General features: G+C 74.2%; 17 protein-coding genes. 13 read left to right on the top strand and 4 right to left on the bottom strand.

All coding sequences use genetic code 11. From position 1 onward, the window contains the following. Window positions 1–902 precede the first annotated feature (902 nt). From NX801_RS03180 to NX801_RS03190, 3 genes are all read left to right on the top strand, one after another. Window positions 903–1907: an SCO0930 family lipoprotein gene (locus NX801_RS03180; RefSeq protein ID WP_258785262.1), complete on the top strand. Its 1005-nt coding sequence runs from the start codon at window positions 903–905 to the stop codon at window positions 1905–1907. A 413-nt stretch (window positions 1908–2320) separates the two neighbouring features. After that, window positions 2321–3133, top strand: a complete 813-nt coding sequence (locus NX801_RS03185) for an SAM-dependent methyltransferase (protein WP_258785264.1) — start codon at window positions 2321–2323, stop codon at window positions 3131–3133. Window positions 3134–3162: 29 nt separating this feature from the next. Continuing rightward, window positions 3163–5319, top strand: a complete 2157-nt coding sequence (locus NX801_RS03190) for a putative bifunctional diguanylate cyclase/phosphodiesterase (RefSeq protein WP_258785643.1) — start codon at window positions 3163–3165, stop codon at window positions 5317–5319. A 110-nt stretch (window positions 5320–5429) separates the two neighbouring features. On the opposite strand, the gene NX801_RS03195 is transcribed toward NX801_RS03190, so the two are convergent. Beyond that, the gene (locus NX801_RS03195; RefSeq protein WP_258785265.1) at window positions 5430–6368 is read right to left on the bottom strand and encodes a LysR family transcriptional regulator; all 939 of its coding nucleotides are present in this window, start codon (window positions 6366–6368) and stop codon (window positions 5430–5432) included. An 88-nt stretch (window positions 6369–6456) separates the two neighbouring features. On the opposite strand from NX801_RS03195, the gene NX801_RS03200 reads away from it, so the two are divergent. The 5 genes from NX801_RS03200 to melC2 all read left to right on the top strand — a co-directional run bounded on the left by NX801_RS03200 (window position 6457) and on the right by melC2 (window position 11563). Beyond that, window positions 6457–7161 carry a succinate dehydrogenase cytochrome b subunit gene (locus NX801_RS03200; protein ID WP_258785266.1) on the top strand — a complete coding sequence of 235 codons (705 nt, stop codon included), beginning with the start codon at window positions 6457–6459 and terminating at the stop codon, window positions 7159–7161. After that, window positions 7161–9197 (top strand): fumarate reductase/succinate dehydrogenase flavoprotein subunit, encoded by a 2037-nt coding sequence (locus NX801_RS03205; RefSeq protein ID WP_258785267.1) that lies wholly within the window; start codon window positions 7161–7163, stop codon window positions 9195–9197. Before NX801_RS03200 ends, NX801_RS03205 begins: the two co-directional genes overlap by 1 nt. After that, window positions 9194–9940, top strand: coding sequence for a succinate dehydrogenase/fumarate reductase iron-sulfur subunit (locus NX801_RS03210; RefSeq protein ID WP_258785270.1), 747 nt, complete (start codon window positions 9194–9196; stop codon window positions 9938–9940). Before NX801_RS03205 ends, NX801_RS03210 begins: the two co-directional genes overlap by 4 nt. Before the next feature lie 343 nt (window positions 9941–10283). After that, complete coding sequence (gene melC1, locus NX801_RS03215; protein ID WP_258785272.1) at window positions 10284–10718, top strand: apotyrosinase chaperone MelC1; 435 nt, start codon at window positions 10284–10286, stop codon at window positions 10716–10718. A 17-nt stretch (window positions 10719–10735) separates the two neighbouring features. Then, window positions 10736–11563 carry a tyrosinase MelC2 gene (melC2, locus tag NX801_RS03220; RefSeq protein ID WP_258785274.1) on the top strand — a complete coding sequence of 276 codons (828 nt, stop codon included), beginning with the start codon at window positions 10736–10738 and terminating at the stop codon, window positions 11561–11563. A gap of 25 nt (window positions 11564–11588) precedes the next feature. Here the strand turns inward: melC2 and NX801_RS03225 are convergent, their stop codons facing one another. After that, complete coding sequence (locus NX801_RS03225) at window positions 11589–14024, bottom strand: excinuclease ABC subunit UvrA (protein ID WP_258785276.1); 2436 nt, start codon at window positions 14022–14024, stop codon at window positions 11589–11591. Between the two features lie 264 nt (window positions 14025–14288). Continuing rightward, a complete protein-coding gene (locus NX801_RS03230) occupies window positions 14289–15254 on the bottom strand; it encodes a LysR family transcriptional regulator (RefSeq protein ID WP_258785278.1) in 966 nt (321 codons plus the stop codon). A gap of 126 nt (window positions 15255–15380) precedes the next feature. Here NX801_RS03230 and NX801_RS03235 point away from each other — a divergent pair, with 126 nt between their 5' ends. The 3 genes from NX801_RS03235 to NX801_RS03245 all read left to right on the top strand — a co-directional run bounded on the left by NX801_RS03235 (window position 15381) and on the right by NX801_RS03245 (window position 17532). Continuing rightward, window positions 15381–16466 carry a YncE family protein gene (locus NX801_RS03235; protein ID WP_258785280.1) on the top strand — a complete coding sequence of 362 codons (1086 nt, stop codon included), beginning with the start codon at window positions 15381–15383 and terminating at the stop codon, window positions 16464–16466. Window positions 16467–16773: 307 nt separating this feature from the next. Then, entirely contained in the window at window positions 16774–17073 is a 300-nt protein-coding gene (locus NX801_RS03240; RefSeq protein ID WP_258785282.1) for a hypothetical protein, read from the top strand. A gap of 54 nt (window positions 17074–17127) precedes the next feature. Further along, a complete protein-coding gene (locus NX801_RS03245) occupies window positions 17128–17532 on the top strand; it encodes a RidA family protein (protein ID WP_258785283.1) in 405 nt (134 codons plus the stop codon). Window positions 17533–17740: 208 nt separating this feature from the next. On the opposite strand, the gene NX801_RS03250 is transcribed toward NX801_RS03245, so the two are convergent. Then, window positions 17741–18772: an MsnO8 family LLM class oxidoreductase gene (locus NX801_RS03250; protein ID WP_258785285.1), complete on the bottom strand. Its 1032-nt coding sequence runs from the start codon at window positions 18770–18772 to the stop codon at window positions 17741–17743. A gap of 175 nt (window positions 18773–18947) precedes the next feature. Here NX801_RS03250 and NX801_RS03255 point away from each other — a divergent pair, with 175 nt between their 5' ends. Together NX801_RS03255 and NX801_RS03260 are read left to right on the top strand one after the other, a co-directional pair. After that, a complete protein-coding gene (locus tag NX801_RS03255; protein WP_258785287.1) occupies window positions 18948–19163 on the top strand; it encodes a dodecin in 216 nt (71 codons plus the stop codon). Between the two features lie 138 nt (window positions 19164–19301). Next, window positions 19302–19958 carry a maleylpyruvate isomerase N-terminal domain-containing protein gene (locus NX801_RS03260; RefSeq protein ID WP_258785297.1) on the top strand — a complete coding sequence of 219 codons (657 nt, stop codon included), beginning with the start codon at window positions 19302–19304 and terminating at the stop codon, window positions 19956–19958. Window positions 19959–20019: the final 61 nt, after the last annotated feature.

Raw genomic sequence — 20019 nt, forward strand, 5'->3', positions numbered from 1 at the left:
GGCCGCCGGGCGGGCGGGGGGCACGGGGAGGGCGGGCGGCGGAGGCGGCGGGGGCGGGGGGGGGGGCGGGGGGGGCGGGGGGGGGGGGGGGGGGGTGGGGGGCGGGGTCGGGGTGGGGGTCGGAGTGGCTGTGGGCGTCGGTGTCGGAGTGGGCGTGGCGGTCGGAGTGGGCGTGACGGTCGGAGTGGGCGTGACGGTCGGTGTGGGCGTGGGTGTCGGGGTCGGCGTGGGCGTCGGTGTCGGGGTGGGGCACGGGTGGGTCGGCCGGTGGGTGGGGTGATGGGTCGGCCGGTGGGTGGGCCGTGGCCGGCAGCCTCCGGCGCCGGCCACCGCCACGGTGGTTCCCGGTCCGCCGGGCCCGGTGTGGGCGATGGCGCAGCTGTCGGGCGCCGCCTGCGTCGGGGCGGCCAGCAGCCAGGTGAGGGTGGCGGCTGCCAGCAGCCGCGCGACGCGCGTTCCGGACACGCCGACGAGCATGTTCGACCGGCCCGTCGGGCGGCCCGGGAACGGGCCGGATTCGCCTGATGGAGCGTTTCTCGGGCGATCCGTGTTTGACGGCGGCGTGTCCGTACCGACCGGTTCCTCCGTCGGTGTCCGTACCGCCCCAGAACGGTCGGCGCCCCCGCTCCACCGGCTCCCCGGTGACGCCGGGCAGCGCCCCGCCGGCTCCCCGGGGGCACCGGGCGCCACTCCGCCGGTTCCCCCGGGCGGTGCGGGGACATCGCGCGGCCGACTGCCCGGCGGTGCCGGGGCCGCTCCGGGGCGCCGCCCGGCGAAGGCCGCCGGGAAAAAGTCGGCGGCCGGTTGAACACGGGCTGCCCCCGGCGCCGTACCTAGGGCCGTGAAGCGACGCCGACGGGGCGTCCGGACACGCAACTGACATCGGTACCACGGGAGTTGACATGAACACCTGGCGCAACGCCTCGCTCGCGGTGACCGCCGCCGCCGTGCTCGCCCTGACGACGGCGTGTGGCCAGGACGCCGGCGGCGGAGCCGGCGGCACCCAGGCGGTGGGGGCGGCGGCCCCGGCCGGGGCGCCCGCCCGGGGCGGCTACGGGGACGGCTACGGTTCGGACACGAGCGCCGGCGCGGGAGCGGCGACCGCCAAGTCGGCCGGACAGCTGGCGGTCTGGGACAGCAAGGAACTCGGCAAGGTGGTCACCGACAGCGAGGGCTTCACGCTCTACCGCTTCGACAAGGACACCGCGAAGCCGCCGAAGTCCGCCTGCGAGGGCGAGTGCGCCACGGCGTGGCCGGTCGTCTCGGCCGACGGCGCCAAGCCGCCGGCCGGGGTGGACACCTCGCTGCTGGGCAAGGTCACCCGGGCCGACGGCACCGAGCAGCTGACCATCGGCGGCTGGCCGATGTACCGCTACGCCAAGGACACCAAGGCGGGCGACGCCAAGGGCCAGGGCGTGGGCGGCACCTGGCACGCGGCGGCGCCGGACGGCAAGAAGGCGGCCCCCGCCGGAGGCTCGGCCGAGGACGCCGCCGGCGGCGCCGGGGCGGGTACGGCCGAGGAGAGCGGCGGCGCGGCGGCGGATCTCGCCGGGCTCTCGGTGCGGGACGACGCCGCACTCGGCGAGATCGTCGTGGACAAGAACGGCATGACGGTCTACCGCTTCCAGAAGGACTCGGCCTGGCCGATGAAGACCGCCTGCACCGGCGACTGCCTGAAGAAGTGGCCGGTCGTCGAGCCGGTCGGCAAGAACGACACCGAGGGGATCACCACCAAGGGCTTCGTGACCTTCAACCGCCCCGACGGACTCAAGCAGCAGACCATCGACTGCTGGCCGCTCTACACCTTCGCCGGGGACAAGAAGGCCGGTGACACCAACGGGCAGGGCGTGGGCGGCACCTGGTACGCCGTCTCCCCCCAGGGCAAGCTGGTGAAGACCGCCGAGTAGCCCGAGCGGCCCGGGGTTCCGGCGCCGGCCCGGCCGCCCATGGGCGGAAGCCCCGCCCCACCCGCTCGTACGCCGGATCCCCGCCTCCGCGTACGGCGGAGCCCCCCGCCCCCGTCCCGTACGCCCAGGGCCCGTTTCCCCGTCTGACGGAGACCGCCGCCTCCCCGGGTACCGGCCGGAGCGTCCACCGTGTCCCCACCCGCTCCGGTCAGTCCGGCCCGCCGGTTCACGCGCCCGCGTGACCGGCGGGCCGGTTGCACGTGCCACCGGCGTGTGACCAAGAACGGACCGCAAATCTCCGTTTCCTCTCGCCCTCCCGGCGGGCGATCAGTAGCCTCGGCTCGAACACCGGCCACGAACATGGCCGTTTTCCCGTGTTCTCACCGTGTTCCCGTGGAAATGTGGAGTCTTCGATGGAGCGTCCCGCCTGGGCCCCGCCCGGCATCGACATCACGGTGCCGAGCGTGGCCCGCATCTACGACTACTACCTGGGCGGCTCGCACAACTTCGAGGTCGACCGCGAAGCGGCACGCCGGGCCATGGAGTTCATGCCGGGGCTCCCCAAGGTCATGCAGTCCAACCGGGCGTTCATGCGCCGCGCGGTGCGCCATGCCGTCGCCGAGGGCGTCACCCAGTTCCTGGACATCGGCTCCGGCATCCCCACCTTCGGCAATGTCCACGAGATCGCCAGGGCCGCCACCCCGGACGCCCGGGTCGTCTACGTCGACCACGACCCGGTCGCCGTCGAGCACAGCAGGGCCGTACTGGCGGACGACGAGCGCACCGGGGTGATCGCCGCCGATCTGCGCGAACCCGGGTCCGTCCTGACCGCGCCCGAGACCACGGAGCTGCTCGACCTGGACCGGCCGGTGGCGCTGCTGCTGATCGCCGTCCTCCACTTCCTGGAGGACCAGGACGAACCGCACCGGGCGGTGGCCGAGCTGCGGGACGCGCTGGCCCCCGGCAGCCTGCTGATCCTCACCCACGCCTCGTACGAGGGCATCCCGCTCACCGAGGAGCAGGCCGGCGGCACCGTCGGCGTCTACCGGGAGATCCGCAATCCGCTGGTGATGCGCTCCCGGGAGGAGGTGACCCGGTTCTTCGACGGTTTCGAACTGGTCGAGCCGGGGGTGGTCAATCTGGCGCGCTGGCGGCCCGAGGGCCCCGTCGAGCTGGAGGATCCCTACGCCTTCTCGGGCTTCGCCGGGGTGGGGCGCAAGGCGTGAGCGTGCCGCCCCACGATCCCGGCCCCGGCCTGCCCGCGGCGTCCGGGGAGCCCGCGGAGCCGGACGGCCCCGAGGACAGACTCCGCCGGTTCGCCACCATCTGGAGCCGGGCGATCTTTCCCGTCACGGCCACCTCCATGACCCGCCCGGAATTCGAACGGCATCTGCTGCCGCTCGCCCGGGAGCTGCGCGGCGCCCTGCACGCCCTGCCCTTCGACCCGGGGGCCGCCCAGCGCGCCGGGGAGGCGCTGGTGGCGGCCCACTGCACCGACCCGGACGCCCTCAGCCGCACCCTCGGGGTGATCGAGTCCTACCTCGTCCTCTACTGCGGCGGCGGCGAGCGGGCCGTCCCCGAGGAGCTGCGGGCCCGCTGCTCGCGGCTCCAGCACGCGCTGGCCGCCGGATTCGCCCGGGCGCTGCGCGAGCGCACCCGGACCGAGCAGGAGGCGATCGCCCGCTCCGCGCTGACCGCCCGCAGCTCGGCCGAGCAGGCGCTGCACGCCACCGAGGCCCGGTTCCGGGCGGTCTTCGACGGCGCCGCCATCGGGATCGGCATCGCCGCGCTCGACGGCACCATCCTGGAGGTCAACGACACCCTCACCCGGATGTTCGGCGGCCTGGAGCACCATCTGCGCGGCCACAGGGTCAGCGAGTGGGGCCACCCCGAGGACGCCCCGCACGTCTGGCGGCTCTACGAGGAGCTGGTGCGCGGCGAGCGCGAGCACTACCGGGTCGAGAAGCCCTTCTACCGGGGCGACGGCACCGTGCTCTGGACCAATCTGACGGTCTCCCTGCTCCGGGACACCGACGGCAACCCGCAGTACCAGCTGGCGCTGATGGAGGACACCACCGAGCGGCGGCTGCTCAATCTGCGGCTGCGGTACGAGGCCACCCACGACGCGCTCACCGGGCTGCCCAACCGGACGCTCTTCTTCGAGCGTCTCGACAAGGCGCTCGCGGCCGGTGAGGACGCCCGGTTCGGCCTCTGCTACCTGGATCTGGACGGCTTCAAGGCGATCAACGACAGCCTGGGCCACTCGGCCGGCGACCGGCTCCTCGTGGAGGTGGCCGACCGGCTGCAGAGCTGCGCCACCGCGCCCGGCGAGATGGTCGCCCGGCTGGGCGGCGACGAGTTCGTGGCGCTCACCACCGGGCCCGGCACCGCCCGCGCCGTGGAGGAGCTGGCCCACCGGATCCTGGCCGCGCTGGCCGTGCCGATCCGGCTGGACGGCCGCGAACTGACCGTACGGGGCAGCATCGGCATCGTCGAGGGCCCGGCCGGCGAGCGCGGCTCGGCCGAGGTGCTGCGCAGCGCCGACATCACCATGTACCGGGCCAAGGCGGCCGGCGGGAACCGCTTCGAGCGGGCCGACCCCGAGGCGGACGCCCGCGCCATCACCCGGCACGGGCTCACCAACGCGCTGCCCGCCGCGCTGGACCGGGGCGAGTTCTTCATCGAGTACCAGCCGCTGGTGCACCTCGGGGACGGCAGCGTGCACGGCGCCGAGGCGCTGGTGCGCTGGTGCCACCCGCAGCACGGGGTGCTCGGCCCCGACCGGTTCATCCCGCTCGCCGAGCACACCGGGCTGATCGTGCCGCTCGGCCGCTGGGTGCTCCAGGAGGCGGTGCGCCAGGCCCGGTTCTGGAGCAGCCGCCACGCGGACGGCGGGCCGCTGCGGATCAACGTCAACCTGTCCCCGACCCAGCTCCACCACCCGGGCCTGGTCGCGGACACCGTGGACGTGCTGGAGCGCTCCGGCCTGGAACCGGGCGCGCTCTGCCTGGAGGTCACCGAGTCCGCGCTGATCGGCGCCGACGACGACCTGCTCAAGCCGCTGCGCCAGCTCGCGGAGATGGGTGTGGACATCGCCCTGGACGACTTCGGCACCGGCTACTCCAACCTGGCGAACCTCCGCCGGCTGCCGGTGAGCGTGCTCAAGCTGGACCGTTCCTTCACCCGGGGCATGCAGACCGAGCCGGCCGACCCGGTGGACCTGAAGATCGTGGAGGGCATCGTCTCGCTGGCCCACAGCCTGGAGCTGGCCGTCACCGTGGAGGGAGTGGAGACCGGCGCCCAGGCGGAGCAGCTCCGCCGGATCGGCTGCGACACCGCCCAGGGCTGGTACTACGCCCGCCCCGGGGCCCCGGACCGGATCCACTCCCTGGCCCTCTCCGACGCGGTCTGAGGGACCGGTGCCGCCCGGCGGGCCCAGGGGGTCAGGGAGCGGCGGTACGGTCCTCCGGATGTACGGCGGCTCCCGGCGCGGTACGGCGGACCGGCCCGGTGCCGCCCGGCTCACCCTCCGGCCGGCTCCGCTCCCGGCCCCGGCTCGCCCCCGTCGTGCCGGGTGCGCAGCAGCGGGGAGCCGAGCAGCACCCGGCGGAGCTCCCGGGCGGCGCGGGGCGGGGCCACGTCGCTGCGGTGGGCCAGCGCGATGGTACGGCGCAGTCCGGGGCGGGCCAGCGCGGTGACCCGGAGGTCCCGGCCGGCCCGGGCGGCCACCATGCCCGGGACCACGGCCATCCCGAGCCCGGCGCGTACGAAGCCCAGCACCGCGTCCAGTTCGCCGCCCTCCACCGTGAAGGAGGGTTCGAAACCGGCCGCCCGGCAGGCGGCGACGGTCAGCTCCCGGAGGTCGTAGCCGTGCCGGAACATCACCAGCGGCTGCCCCTGGAGGTCCGCGATCCGCACCGGCCGGCGGGGCGCCGGGGCGGCGGCCGACGAGACCACCACCAGGTCCTCCCGGAGCAGCTCCACGGTGGTCAGCGCGGGCACCGGCGCGGGCAGCGGCAGCACCACCAGCGCCAGGTCGAGCGCCCCGCGCGCCAGCTCCCGCACCAAGTCGTGCGAGCCGCTCTCCTGGACGAGGAGCTGGATGCCCGGGTGCAGTTCGTGGAAGGCCCGCAGCACCTCGGGCAGCAGCCCGGTGCAGAGGCTGGGCGTCGCTCCGAGCCGCACCCGTCCGCGCCGCAGCTGGGCCAGCTCCTGCACCTCGTGGCGGGCGGTGTCGGCGTCCGCCAGGATCCGCCGGGCCAGCGGCAGCAGTGCCTCGCCCGCGTCGGTGAGCGTCACATTGCCCGGGGCCCGGCGGAACAGCTCGGCCCCCAGCTCCCGCTCCAGCGCCCGGATCTGCTGCGACAGCGACGGCTGCGCGACATGGACGCGCTCGGCGGCGCGGGTGAAGTGCCGGGTCTCGGCGACGGCCACGAAGTAGCGGAGCTGCTGGAACTGCACGGGACGATCTTCTCATAGGCTCTGCCTATCGGGATCAGCCGGTCCATGTCTTGGACCACTCGGGGGCGCCGGGCCTAGCGTGGCCGTCATGGCTCTGGCAACGCGGACGGACCGTCATCCGTCCCTCGTGCGCGTCTTCTGGGCTTCGACCGTCGGCAAGAAAGCGGTCATGGCCGTCAGCGGGCTGATCATGCTCGGCTACCTCGTCGCCCATGTGATGGGCAACCTCAAGATCTTCTTCGGGCCGGAGGAGTTCAACGCCTACGGCCACTGGCTGCGCACCATGGGCGGCCCCGTGCTCCACGAGAAGTGGGCGCTCTGGCTGGTCCGGGTGGCGCTACTCGCGGCGGTGCTGGCGCACGGTGTCTCGGCGTACCAGCTCAGCCGCCGCGATCTGCGCGCCCGTCCCGTCCGGTACGTCCACCGGCGGCGCCGGACGAGCTACGCCACCCGCACCATGCGCTGGGGCGGGGTGATCCTGGCGCTGTTCATCGTCTGGCACCTGCTCGACCTGACGACGCTGACCGTCAACCCGCGCGGCCAGGAGGGGCATCCGTACGAGAACGTGGTGGCGACCTTCTCCACCTGGTACGGCGATGTCATCTATCTGGTCGCCATGCTCGCCGTCGGGCTGCACGTCCGGCACGGCTTCTGGAGCGCCGCCCAGACCCTCGGCGCCGGCAACGCCGCCCGCGACCGGACGCTCAAGGTGCTCGCCAACGGGCTGGCACTGGTGCTGACCGCCGGTTTCGTCTCCGTACCCGTCGCCGTCATGACCGGAGTGGTCAGCTGATGAACGCCCCCGACCGACCCGCCCCCACCGACCGCCGGCCCGAACGCCCCGACGTCCTCCCGGACTTCACCGACCACCGCCCCGACGGGATCGACTTCACCGGTTACCGCACGGGCGAACCGCTCGGTGACACCCGGGCGCCGGACGGGCCGATCGCCGAGCGCTGGGACCGCCGCCGCTTCGAGGCGAGGCTGGTCAGCCCGGCCAACCGCCGCAAACACACCGTGCTGGTCGTCGGCACCGGTCTGGCCGGCGGCTCGGCCGGGGCGACACTGGCCGAACAGGGCTACCGGGTGGTCCAGTTCTGCTATCAGGACTCGCCCCGCCGGGCCCACTCGATCGCCGCCCAGGGCGGCATCAACGCCGCCAAGAACTACCGCAACGACGGCGACTCGGTGCACCGGCTCTTCTACGACACCGTCAAGGGCGGCGACTTCCGCGCCCGGGAGTCCAATGTGCACCGGCTGGCGCAGATCTCGGTGCAGATCATCGACCAGTGCGTCGCCCAGGGTGTGCCCTTCGCGCGGGAGTACGGCGGGCTGCTCGACACCCGCTCCTTCGGCGGCGTCCAGGTCTCCCGCACCTTCTACGCCCGGGGCCAGACCGGCCAGCAACTGCTGCTCGGCGCCTACCAGGCGCTCTCCCGGCAGATCGCGGCGGGCCGGGTGGAGATGCACCCGCGCACCGAGATGCTGGACCTGATCGTGGCGGACGGACGGGCCCGGGGCATCGTCGCCCGGAACCTGGTCACCGGGGAGATCTCCACCCACTTCGGGGACGCGGTGGTGCTCGCCACCGGCGGCTACGGCAATGTCTTCCACCTCTCCACCAACGCCATGAACTCCAACGCCACCGCCGTCTGGCGGGCGCACCGGCGCGGTGCCTGGTTCGCCAACCCCTGCTTCACCCAGATCCATCCCACCTGCATCCCGCGCACCGGCGACCACCAGTCCAAGCTGACCCTGATGAGCGAGTCGCTCCGCAACGACGGCCGCATCTGGGTGCCGAAGGCGCCCGGTGACGACCGGGCCCCGGCGGACATCCCGGAGGACGAGCGCGACTACTACCTGGAGCGGATCTACCCCTCCTTCGGCAATCTGGTGCCGCGCGACATCGCCTCCCGGGCCGCCAAGAACGTCTGCGACGAGGGGCGCGGCGTCGGCCCCGGCGGCCAGGGCGTCTACCTGGACTTCGCGGACGCCGTCCGGCGGATGGGCCGGCCGGCGGTGGAGCGGAGGTACGGCAACCTCTTCGAGATGTACGAGCGGATCACCGCCGAGGACCCGTACCGGGTGCCGATGCGGATCTACCCGGCCGTCCACTACACCATGGGCGGGCTCTGGGTGGACTACGACCTCCGCACCACCGTGCCGGGGCTGTTCGCGGTCGGGGAGGCCAACTTCTCCGACCACGGCGCCAACCGGCTGGGCGCCTCCGCGCTGATGCAGGGGCTCGCCGACGGCTACTTCGTGCTGCCGGCCACCCTCAACGACTATCTGGCCCGGGCTCCGCGCGCCGAGCCGCCCGCCCCGGACCACCCGGCCGTGCGGGAGGCGGTGACCGTCACCGAGGAGCGGCTGGCCCGGCTGCTGGCGGTCGGCGGGGACCGTACCCCGGACTCCTTCCACCGCGAACTGGGCGAGTTGATGTGGGAGTACTGCGGAATGGCCCGCTCCGAGGCGGGGTTGCGCACGGCGCTGGCACGCATCCCGGAGCTCCGGGCGGAGTTCTGGCGCCGGATCCGGGTGCCGGGCACCGGGGACGCCCTCAACCAGTCGCTGGAGAAGGCCAACCGGGTCGTCGACTATCTGGAGCTGGCCGAGCTGATGTGCCTCGACGCGCTGCACCGCACCGAGTCCTGCGGCGGCCACTTCCGCGAGGAGTCCCAGACACCGGACGGCGAGGCGGCCCGCGACGACGCGTCCTTCTCGTACGCCGCCGCCTGGGAGTTCACCGGCACCGGCGTCCCGCCCGTGCTGCACCGCGAAGACCTGGTCTTCGAGTACGTCCACCCCACCCAGCGGAGCTACGCATGAGGCTCACCCTGCGCGTCTGGCGCCAGCCGGGCGCGGACGCCCCCGGTGCCATGGCCACCTACGAGGTGGAGGACATCTCGCCGGACATGTCGTTCCTGGAGATGCTCGACACCCTCAACGAGGCGCTGATCCTCGGCGGCGAGGAGCCGGTCGCCTTCGACCACGACTGCCGGGAGGGCATCTGCGGGGCGTGCGGTCTGGTCATCAACGGCGAGGCGCACGGCCCCGAGCGCACCACCAGCTGCCAGCTGCACATGCGCTCCTTCCGGGACGGCGACACCATCGACGTGGAACCCTGGCGGGCGTCGGCCTTCCCGGTGGTCCGGGACCTGGTGGTGGACCGGTCGGCCTTCGACCGGATCATCCAGGCCGGCGGCTATGTCAGCGCCCCGACCGGCTCCGCCCCGGAGGCGCACGCCACTCCGGTGCCCAAGGCCGACGCCGACTCCGCCTTCGAGCACGCCGAGTGCATCGGCTGCGGCGCCTGCGTCGCCGCCTGTCCCAACGGCGCGGCGATGCTCTTCACCTCCGCCAAGATCAACCATCTCCGTGTGCTCCCGCAGGGCGTGCCCGAGCGGGAGACCCGGGTGCTGGACATGGTGGCCGCAATGGACGCCGAGGGCTTCGGCGGCTGCACCCTGGCGGGGGAGTGCGCCACGGCCTGCCCCAAGGGCATCCCGCTGCCGTCGATCGCCGCGATGAACAAGGAGTGGCTGCGGGCGGCCCGCAAGGCGCGCCGCTGAGACCGCCAAGACGACGGGGTGGGCGAAATGCCGGGATTCTCATGAGCGATTTCCGGCCGATTCGTTGGTGTGAGCGGCAACACGCCAAGGTCATCGAAACGCAAAAAATTTCACACGACTGTCACATGTCTCGGGAAAATTTCGTGCGGAGGCGGAACGTCGCGTTCCAACAGCAAGATCAACTTTGTTCAAGCCTGCACTTCATATGGCCGGTTGTCCGCTTCGCGGCCAACCCCCTCCCGGTGATTTCGCCCGTTCACCTCTCCCCAGTACATATGGGCGATGCCAGGGGCAACTGACCAGGCCCCTGGCATCCACACCATCACCACTTGGGGGGACAGTCATGTCCAGAATCACGCGCCGCCGCGCTCTCGGCGTCGCCGCCGGAGCCGTCGCGGGGCTCGCCGTCACCGGCACCGCCGTGGCCCGGACCGCCGGTACGGCAGGGGGAGCCGACCACACCGGACACGCGGGACACACCGGAAACTCCGGGAAGGCGCCCGCCGACCCCGCGCCCTTCGACGAGATGTACGAGGGCCGCCACATACAGGGCGGCCCCACCGACGGGCACGGGGGCCACGGCGGCCACGGCGGGGGCCACTCCACCGGCTACACGGTGCGGATCGACGGCGAGGAACTGCATGTGATGCGGAACGCCGACGGCACCTGGATCAGTGTGATCAACCACTACGAGCCGCTCGCCACCCCGCTCGCCACGGCCCGTGCGGCCGTCCGCGAGCTCCAGGGCGCCCCGCTCGTCCCGCTGACCCTCGTCTGAACCGGAGCCGGACCACCATGACCGTACGCAAGAACCAGGCCCAGCTCACCGCCGCCGAGAAGCGCCGCTTCGTCGACGCGCTGCTCGAACTCAAGCGCTCGGGGCAGTACGACACCTTCGTCACCACGCACAACGCCTTCATCATGAGCGACACCGACAACGGCGACCGCGTCGGCCACCGCTCCCCGTCCTTCCTGCCCTGGCACCGCAGGTTCCTCATCCAGTTCGAGCAGGCGCTCCAGTCGGTGGACTCCACCGTGACCCTGCCCTACTGGGACTGGACGGCCGACCGCACCCCCGCCGCCTCGCTCTGGGCGCCGGACTTCCTCGGCGGCACCGGCCGCAGCCGGGACGGCCAGGTGATGGACGGCCCGTTCGCCGCCTCCGGCAACCGCTGGCCGATCAACGTCCGGGTCGACGGCCGCTCCTTCCTCCGCCGCGACCTGGGCGCGGGCGGCCGGCAGCTGCCCACCCGGGCCGAGGCCGACTCGGTCCTCGCCATGGAGACGTACGACATGGCGCCCTGGAACAGCCTCTCGGACGGCTTCCGCAACCACCTGGAGGGCTGGCGGGGCGTCAACCTCCACAACCGCGTCCATGTCTGGGTCGGCGGTCAGATGGCCACCGGGGTCTCGCCCAACGACCCGGTCTTCTGGCTGCACCACGCCTTCGTGGACAAGCTCTGGGCCGACTGGCAGGCGCGCCACCCCAACTCCCGCTACCTGCCCGCCGCCGGGACCACCAATGTGGTGGACCTGAACGAGACCATGCGGCCGTGGAACGACGTCACCCCGGCCGACATGCTCGACCACACCCGCTACTACACCTTCGACCGGGCCGCCTGACCCCGGCTCCCGGCCGCCCGCCGGCTCAGGAACCGGCGGGCGGCCGGTCCCCGGCCAGCACCCGCGCCAGATAGGGCGCGGTACGGCTCTCCGCTGCCCCCGCCACCTCGGCGGGGGTACCGGCGGCCACGATCCGGCCGCCCGCGTCACCGCCGCCCGGACCCAGGTCCACCACCCAGTCGGCGCCGGCCACCACGCTCATGTCGTGCTCCACGACCACCACCGTGTGGCCGCCCGCCACCAGCCCGTGCAACTGGCGCATCAGCACCTCCACATCGGCCGGATGCAGCCCGGTCGTCGGCTCGTCCAGCACATAGAGGGTGTGCCCCCGGCGCGGCCGCTGGAGCTCGGCGGCCAGCTTGACGCGCTGGGCCTCGCCGCCCGACAGCTCCGTCGCCGGCTGGCCCAGCCGGAGATAGCCGAGCCCCACGTCCAGCAGGGTGCGCAGCGGCCGCGCGGCGGCCGGCACCGCCGCGAAGAACTCCGCCGCCGCCTCCACCGTCAGGTCCAGCACCTCGGCCACGGTCAGCCCGGCGTACCGCACCTCCAGCGTCCCGGCGTCGTACCGCGCGCCCCCGCACTCCGGGCAGGGCGCGTACGTGGTGGGCAGGAAGAGCAGTTCCACCGCGACGAACCCCTCGCCCTGGCAGGTCTCGCACCGGCCGCCCGCTACATTGAACGAGAACCGCCCCGCCCGCCAGCCGCGCGCCCGCGCCTCGTCGGTCTCCGCGAACAGCTTGCGCACCACGTCGAACAGGCCGGTGTAGGTGGCCAGGTTGGACCGGGGCGTCCGGCCGATCGGCCGCTGATCCACCGTCACCAGACGCCCCACGCCCGGCAGTTCGGCCGTCACCTCACCGACCAGGGTGGACTTGCCGGAGCCGGACACCCCGGTCACCGCGGTGAGCGCGCCGAGCGGCAGCCGGGCCCGCAGCCCGCGCAGATTGTGCCGGGTGACCGGCCCGAGCTCCAGCCACCCCGAGGGCTCCCGCACCGGGTTCCGGTCCGGCCGGGCATCCGCCGTCCCGTCCGGTCCGCCGTCCGCCGGGACCGGGCCGGCGGACACCCCGTCCCGGGCATCCGCGGTCCCGTCCGGGAACAGGAACCGGCGGGTCACCGACTCGGCCACGTCCGCGAGACCGGCCGGCGGACCGCTGTGCAGCACCCGGCCGCCATGCCGGCCCGCGCCCGGCCCCACGTCCACCAGCCAGTCCGCGTGCCGGACCACGTCCAGATGGTGTTCCACCACGAAGACCGAGTTGCCCGCGCTCTTCAGCCGGTCCAGCATCACCAGCAGCGCCTCGGTGTCGGCCGGGTGCAGCCCCGCCGACGGCTCGTCCAGCACATACACCACGCCGAACAGCCCGGACCGCAGCTGGGTGGCGAGCCGGAGCCGCTGGAGCTCCCCGTTGGAGAGCGTCGGTGTGGCGCGGTCCAGACTCAGATAGCCGAGCCCCAACTCGGTCACGGTGGCGATCCGGGCCGTCAGGTCGGCGGTGAGCACCCGGGCGGTCCCGTCGCCGCCGGCCGCCTCCAGCACCTCCGCCAGCTCGGTCAGCGGCAGCGCGGCCAGCTCCGCGATGCTCCGGCCGGAGACCGTCACCGCCAGCGCCTCCGGACGCAGCCGCCGCCCGCCGCACACCGGGCAGTCCGCGCTGGTCAGAAACCGCTCGGCCCGGGCCCGCAGCGCCGGGCTCCTCGACTCCGCGAAGGTACGCAGCACATACCGCCGGGCGCCGGTGTACGTCCCCTGGTACGGCCGCTGGATCCGGCCCGCCTCCCGCACCGGGTGGACCGTCACCACCGGCTGCTCGTCGGTGAAGAGGATCCACTCCCGGTCCTTCGCCGGCAGCTCCCGCCACGGCCGGTCCACGTCGTACCCGAGCGCGTCCAGCACGTCGCGGAGGTTCTTGCCCTGCCAGGCGCCCGGCCAGGCGGCGATGGCGCCCTCCCGGATCGACAGCCCCGGATCCGGCACCAGCAGCTCCTCCGAGGTGCGGTGCGTCCGGCCCAGGCCGTGGCACTCCGGGCACGCCCCGGCGGCGGTGTTCGGCGAGAAGGCGTCCGAGTCCAGCCGCTCGGCCCCCGGCGGGTAGTCGCCGGCCCGGGAGTAGAGCATCCGCAGTGAGTTGGAGAGCGTGGTGACCGTCCCCACCGAGGAGCGGGAGGTCGGTGCCGAGCGCCGCTGCTCCAGCGAGACGGCGGGCGGCAGCCCGGTCACCTCGCCCACCTCGGGCGCCCCCACCTGGTGGATCAGCCGCCGGGCATAGGGCGCCACCGACTCGAAGTACCGCCGCTGGGCCTCCGCGTAGAGGGTGCCGAAGGCGAGCGAGGACTTCCCGGAGCCGGAGACGCCGGTGAACACGGTGAGGGTGTCACGCGGTACGTCCACGTCGACCCCGCGCAGATTGTGCTCCCGGGCGCCGCGGACCCGAACGAAAGGATCATGAGGGCCAGACATGCGGTCGAGTCTAGGCTCGCCGCCCCGGCCGGGCCCGCCGGGGGAGCGGCGGCCGGAGCGGCTGTCCCCGCAGGTCGGCGGGGCGGCCCCGGGAGCCGGCCGCCCCGGAGGCGTACCGTCACCCGCCGGGCACCGGGGCGCGGCGGCTCCGGCGGGCCCGCACGCGTACCGTCACCGGCCGGGCCGGGGGATGAGGCGTCCCGTCACCCGGCAGGCACCGAGGCGCGGCGGCCCCGGGACACGGCCGGCCCCGGAGGCGTACCGTCACCCGGCGGTGTCCGGTTCCGGTTGCCAGGCCTCCCGGACCCGGTCCCGCAGCCACCGGTGGCCCGGGTCGGCGTCGTCGCGCGGGTGCCAGGCCATGGAGATCTCCAGGGACGGCAGTGGCAGCGGGACCTCGAAGGTGCGCAGCCCCAGCGCCGCCGGACCGTGCCCGGCGGTACCGGCCGGGGCGAGGCACACCAGATCGGTCTCCCGGCACAGGAACAGCGCGGCGGTGTAGCTCGGCAGCACCGCCACCACCCGCCGCCGCAGGCCCAGTTCGGCCAGTCGCTCGTCCACCGGGCCGCGCACCCGGCCCTTCCGGGACACCCCGATGTGATCGGCCGCGGCGAAGGCCCGCGCCCCGGCGCGCTTCCCCCGTCCGACCGCGTCCAGCAGCGGATGCCCGGGCCGGACCACTCCGAGCAGCCGCATCCCGCCGAGCGGCTCCACCAGGATCTCCGGCTCGGACCGGGCGATCACCCCGAGCTCCAGATCGAGACGGCCGTCCCGCAGCGCCGGGGTCTCCTCCACCGCCTCCGGCAGGAAGCGCAGGGTGACACCGGGCGCCTGGCGCGCGACGGCCGCCGTCAGCCGGGCCGCGAAGGAGGCCAGGACCATGTCGTTGGCCTGGAGCGCGAATCGCCGGGTCAGTTCGGCGGGGTCGGCGGCCGGCTGCGGCGCCAGCACCGCCACGGCCTGCTCCACCAGGGCGCGGACCCGGGGGCGCAGTTCCACGGCGTACGGGGTGGGCACCAGCCCCCGGCCGGCCCGGACCAGGACGGGATCGCCCAGGACGGTCCGGATCCGTCCGAGAGTGCGGCTCACGGCGGGCGCGGACAGCCGCAGCCGGGCGGCGGCCCCGGTGACGCTCTCCTCCTCCAGCAGCGCGTCCAGGGCGACCAGCAGATTCAGATCGAGGGCAGCCGGGGACGGCGGTTCGGGGGGCAGCCGGACAGGCGATTCCACGGTGTGACTCCGATCACGGGGAAGTCGGCCGGCATCGCCGCCGACCAGCTCGTTTACGCTTGGCGCAACCCATCCTTGCGTACCTTGCACTGGAGTCAACATCCGGGTCCCCGCAGGCTGTTCGCCATGACCGACAACGCACGTCACCCCCAGGACGCCCCCCGCCCCCCGGCCGCCGGCGCCGCTTCCCCGCGTACCGGGGACATGCTCGCGGTGGTGAGCCAGGGCGGCTCCACCGTCACCTTCTTCGACGCGCTCAGCCACGAACGGCTGGACGTGCTGCCGCTGCCCAGCCAGCCGCACGAGCTGTTCTTCGACCCGGCCCGGCGGCTGCTCTACGCCAGCATCACCTACCACTCCGGCTACTACCACGCGAACGCCGGCCGGGCCCGGGAGCTCGTGGTGATCGACCCGGACACCCGCCGGATCGTCGAATCCGTGGACCTCGCCCCCGACCACGCCCCGCACGACATCCTGCTGGACCCGGTCCGGGACCTGATCTGGGTGAGTGTCGAGGCCACCGAGGAGGAGACCGGCGGCCTGGTCGCCCTGGACGCCACCACCCGCGAGCGGGTCCGGCGGGTCCCGGTGCACGCGCCCGGACCCCACTGGTTCGCCCTCACCCCGGACGGCCGCCGGGCCTACTCCGCCAACAAGGAGGCGCCCTTCGTCTCCGTGGTGGACATGGAGACCGGCGAGGCGCTGGAACCGATCGAGGTCCCGGGCAGCGAGGGCATCGCCGTCTCGCCGGACGGCCGGTACGTGTACGTCGCCGCGCCCAAGGGGGACTACCACCCCGGCACGGTGCCCGGGGCCGGTGTGCGGATCATCTCCACGGCGACCGGCCGGACCGTGCGCACGCTCTCCACCGATAACGTGGTCTTCCCGGTGCACACCACCTCCCAGGGGCTGCTGCTGGCGGGCGAACTCCGGGTCTCCGCCGGGTCGGACGGTGCCTCCCTCGGCACCCAGCAGCCCGGGACACTGCACATCCACGACACCGAGGGCGAGCCGCTCGGCCGGGTCCCGGTGGGCGCCTTCCCGCTCACCATCACCTCCTCGCCGGACGGCCGGTACGGCTATGTCGCCGCCATCCTGGACAGCACGGTGACCGTGGTGGACCTGGCCGAGGCCCGGGTGGTCACGACCCTGGAGGTCGAGCACGAGGGGGAGTCGGGCGCCCACGGCCTGGCCTACATCCCGGCCCCCTGACCGCGGCCCGGGTGATCGGCATGATCGCCCGGGAGTACCGTGGCGAACCGCTCCGGGCAGGCACGTCCGGCCGGTTCGGTCCGTGGCGGGGCCCGAGCCGACCGTCCACCGCCGACCGGGACCCGGACCGGGCCGGGACGGTGGGCCCGGCCGGCCCGGCCCGCCGTGCCGGACCCGGGGAACAGCCCCGGTCCCGGCCGGCGGCGCCGGTCCCGGAGCGGGACGCCGGTCACCCCGGCGCCGTCCGAGCGGAATCACCCGGCGCGTCCCGTACGACTCGCCGCGCGGGCTGTTCACGAGGGGACTGATGACGAATCCGCTCGATCCGAAGACCGCCGTCAGGTGCCTCTCGCTCATTCCGCAGTTCATCGACCTGCGCGAGGGACACGTCCTGGCCCAGGGGCTCCTGCTCGGAGGGGCTCCTGCTCGGAGCGGTCCAGATCGTGGTGGCGTCGGCCTCGCCATCGTGCTCGCGGCCGGCGCCACAGCCGCCTTTCTCTCCCGCAGCCCGCCCTGGCTCAGGGCCCAGCGCTACCTGATGGGTACGGTCCTCGGCGGCCTCGCGGTCTCGCTGGCCGCCGGCACCTCCCGGCCGGGCGCCGCCTGAGCGGTTCGCACCCCGATGAGGAAATACCCCGCGAAACCGAGAGGTTGTCCCGTCATGACGAACGACCAGCGACACATCACCAACCCGGCCGGCCTCCACGACCCGGCGCCGTTCGGCTACAGCCACGCGGTCTCCGCACCCGGCGAACTCGTCTTCATCGGCGGCCAGTACGCCTCCGACGCCGACGGCGCCCCGGTGCCCGGTGACTTCGCGGCCCAGGTGGAGCTGGCCTTCGACCGGCTGCGCTCGGCGCTGGAGGGCATCGGCCTCGGCTACGAGCACGTGGTCCGGCTCGGCACCTTCGTGGTCGATCACGACCTCGACAAGCTGCGTGTCCTCGGCACGGCGCTGCACGCCCGGTTCGGCGACCGGCTGCCGGCCCAGACCCTGAGCGGGGTGGCCTCGCTCGCCCTGCCGGGGATGCTGTTCGAGGTGGACGCCGTGGCCGTACGGCCGTGACCGCTCGCCCGCGGGCGGCGGTGGCCCGGCTCCGCCGTCTCGTCCGGGGGCGGCAAGGGCCCGGCTCCGCCGTCACGGGTCCGGGCCGCCCGCCGCGCGACGCCCGCACCCGCGCGGGACCGCGCCTGCCGGGCCGTGTCGTTCCGTGGACGCCGTCCCAGCCGCCCTCCGGCCGCCCGGGAGCACGCTCCGGCGGGCCGGCCGGGTGCTACGCCGCCGACCGGGCGGGGGCGCCGGTCAGACCGGCGAGCCGGGCCAGCCGGCGGTACGAGTCCAGCAGCGCGGCCCGGTCGTAGGTGCTCGTGGTGACCAGGATCTCGTCCGCGCCGGTCTCCCGGACCACCTCGGCCAGCCGGGCCCGCACCTGCTCCTCGGTGCCGTGGACATGGCCGCGCAGTCCGGCCTCGTAGAACTCCCGCTCCTTGCCGCCCATCGGCAGCCCGGCGATCCGGCCGGCCGGGGCGAGCGGCGGAAAGGCGCCGCGCGTCCGGGCCCGGGCCATGGCGTACGCCTCCGGCACGAGCAGCCGGGCCGCCGCCTCCTCCGTCCCGGCGACCGCGACGGTGCCCGCCACCACGACATACGGCTCCGCCGCCCACTCCGAGGGCCGGAACCCGGCCCGGTAGCGCCCGATCGCGGCCGACAGCCGCTCCCGGTCCCGCAGGTCCCCGACGACCAGCGGCAGCCCGGCCGCCGCCGCGATGTCCGCGCCCCCGCCCGTCGCCAGCACGAAGGGCGGCACCCGCAGCCCCTCCGCCGGCCGGGCCCGCACCCCCGGGTGGGCCGCCCGGTCGCCGGTGAACCAGCCGAGCAGTTCGTCGAGCAGCCCGGCGAAGTCCGCCGCGTCGTCCTTGCCGTGGCCCAGCGCCTTGCGCACCCCGTCGGTGAACCCCACCGAGCGGCCCAGGCCCATGTCGATCCGCCCCGGGAACAGCGACTCCAGCACCCCGAACTGCTCGGCCACCACCATCGGCCGGTGGTTCGGCAGCATCACACCGCCGGTGCCCACCCGGATCCGGTCTGTCGCCCCCGCCACGGCCGCCGCCAGCACCGTCGGCGCCGAACCCGCCACCCCGGGCACCCCGTGGTGCTCCGCCACCCAGAAGCGGTGGAAGCCCAGTGCCTCCGCCTCCCGCGCCAGCCGCACGGTGTCCCGCAACGCCTCGGCGGCGCTCCCGCCCTCCCGGACCCGGGACCTGTCCAGTACCGAGAACCGCACCGCGCCGCCCGTTCCGCTCACTCCGCTCAGCCCACTCACCCCCCGTACAACAGCCGGGCCCGCGCGGCATTCCCCGCCCGCCCGGCGCGCACGGACCGCCGGGATCCGGCCGGCCCCACCGCCCCGGGCCGCCCGAGTCGCGGGTCCACCCGGCCCGGTGCAGGGTGGAGGGGACCGGAGCGAAGGAGAGGGCGGCATGGCAGATCACGTGTACCGCGTCACCGAGATCGTCGGTTCCTCCGGGGACGGCGTCGACCACGCCGTCCGGAACGGCATCGACCGGGCCTGTGAGACCCTCCGCCAGGTGGACTGGTTCGAGGTCACCGAGATCCGCGGCCATGTCGAGGGCGGCCGGATCGCCCACTACCAGGTGGGCATGAAGGTCGGCTTCCGGCTGGACGAACCGAGCTAGCGGCCGCCGCGAGCCGAGCGCCCGCCCGCCTCCCGCCGGCGGCCGGACGCCACAGGGATGTCCGGGAGTTCCCGTCCCCTCGCGGCCGGGCTCTCATGACGCTTGTCCATGGTCATGACCCCGCACTACCGTGCCTTCGTGGATCTCTTCTCACACACGTGGGCGGCGCTGCGCGCGGCGGTCGCCGGACTCCGCGACGAGGACTTCGAGCGGCCGTCGGGCTGCGCCGGCTGGCTGGTACGGGACCTGGTGTGCCATCTGGTCATCGACGCGCAGGACGTCCTGATCACCCTGGCGACCCCCACCGAGGCGGAGCCCACCGTCGACGCGGTGACCTACTGGGACGTCGGGGACCGGCCGCCGGCGGGTGAGGACTCGCTCGACGCGCTGACCGTCCGGCTGGCCGCCGCGTACCAGGACCCGGGGCTGCTCACGTTCCATCTGGACGACGTCGGTTCGGCGGCCGGCCGGGCCGCCGGACTCGCCGCCCCGGACACCCGGGTGAGCACCCGGGACCAGGTCCTCACCGTGGCGGACTATCTCTCCGCGTACGTCATGGAGTGGACGCTGCACCACCTCGATCTGATCGCCCACCTCCCGGACGCACCGGAACCGCCCGCCGAGGGCCTGGCCGGGGCCCGCGCCGCGCTGGAGCGGATCGCCGGCACCCCGTTCCCCGTGTCGTTCACCGACAAGGACGCTCTGCTGGTCGGCACCGGCCGCCGGGCACCCACCGACGTGGAGCGGGCCGCCCTCGGCCCGCCGGCGGCCCGGCTGCCGTTCGTCCTCGGCTGATACGCGTCAGGAGGCGGCGGACCCGGTGGACCGTGGCCCGGGTCGGCCCGGGCCACGGTGA

It is taken from the genome of Streptomyces pyxinae (genome assembly GCF_024756275.1).
GTDB classification, from domain to species: Bacteria; Actinomycetota; Actinomycetes; order Streptomycetales; family Streptomycetaceae; genus Streptomyces; species Streptomyces pyxinae.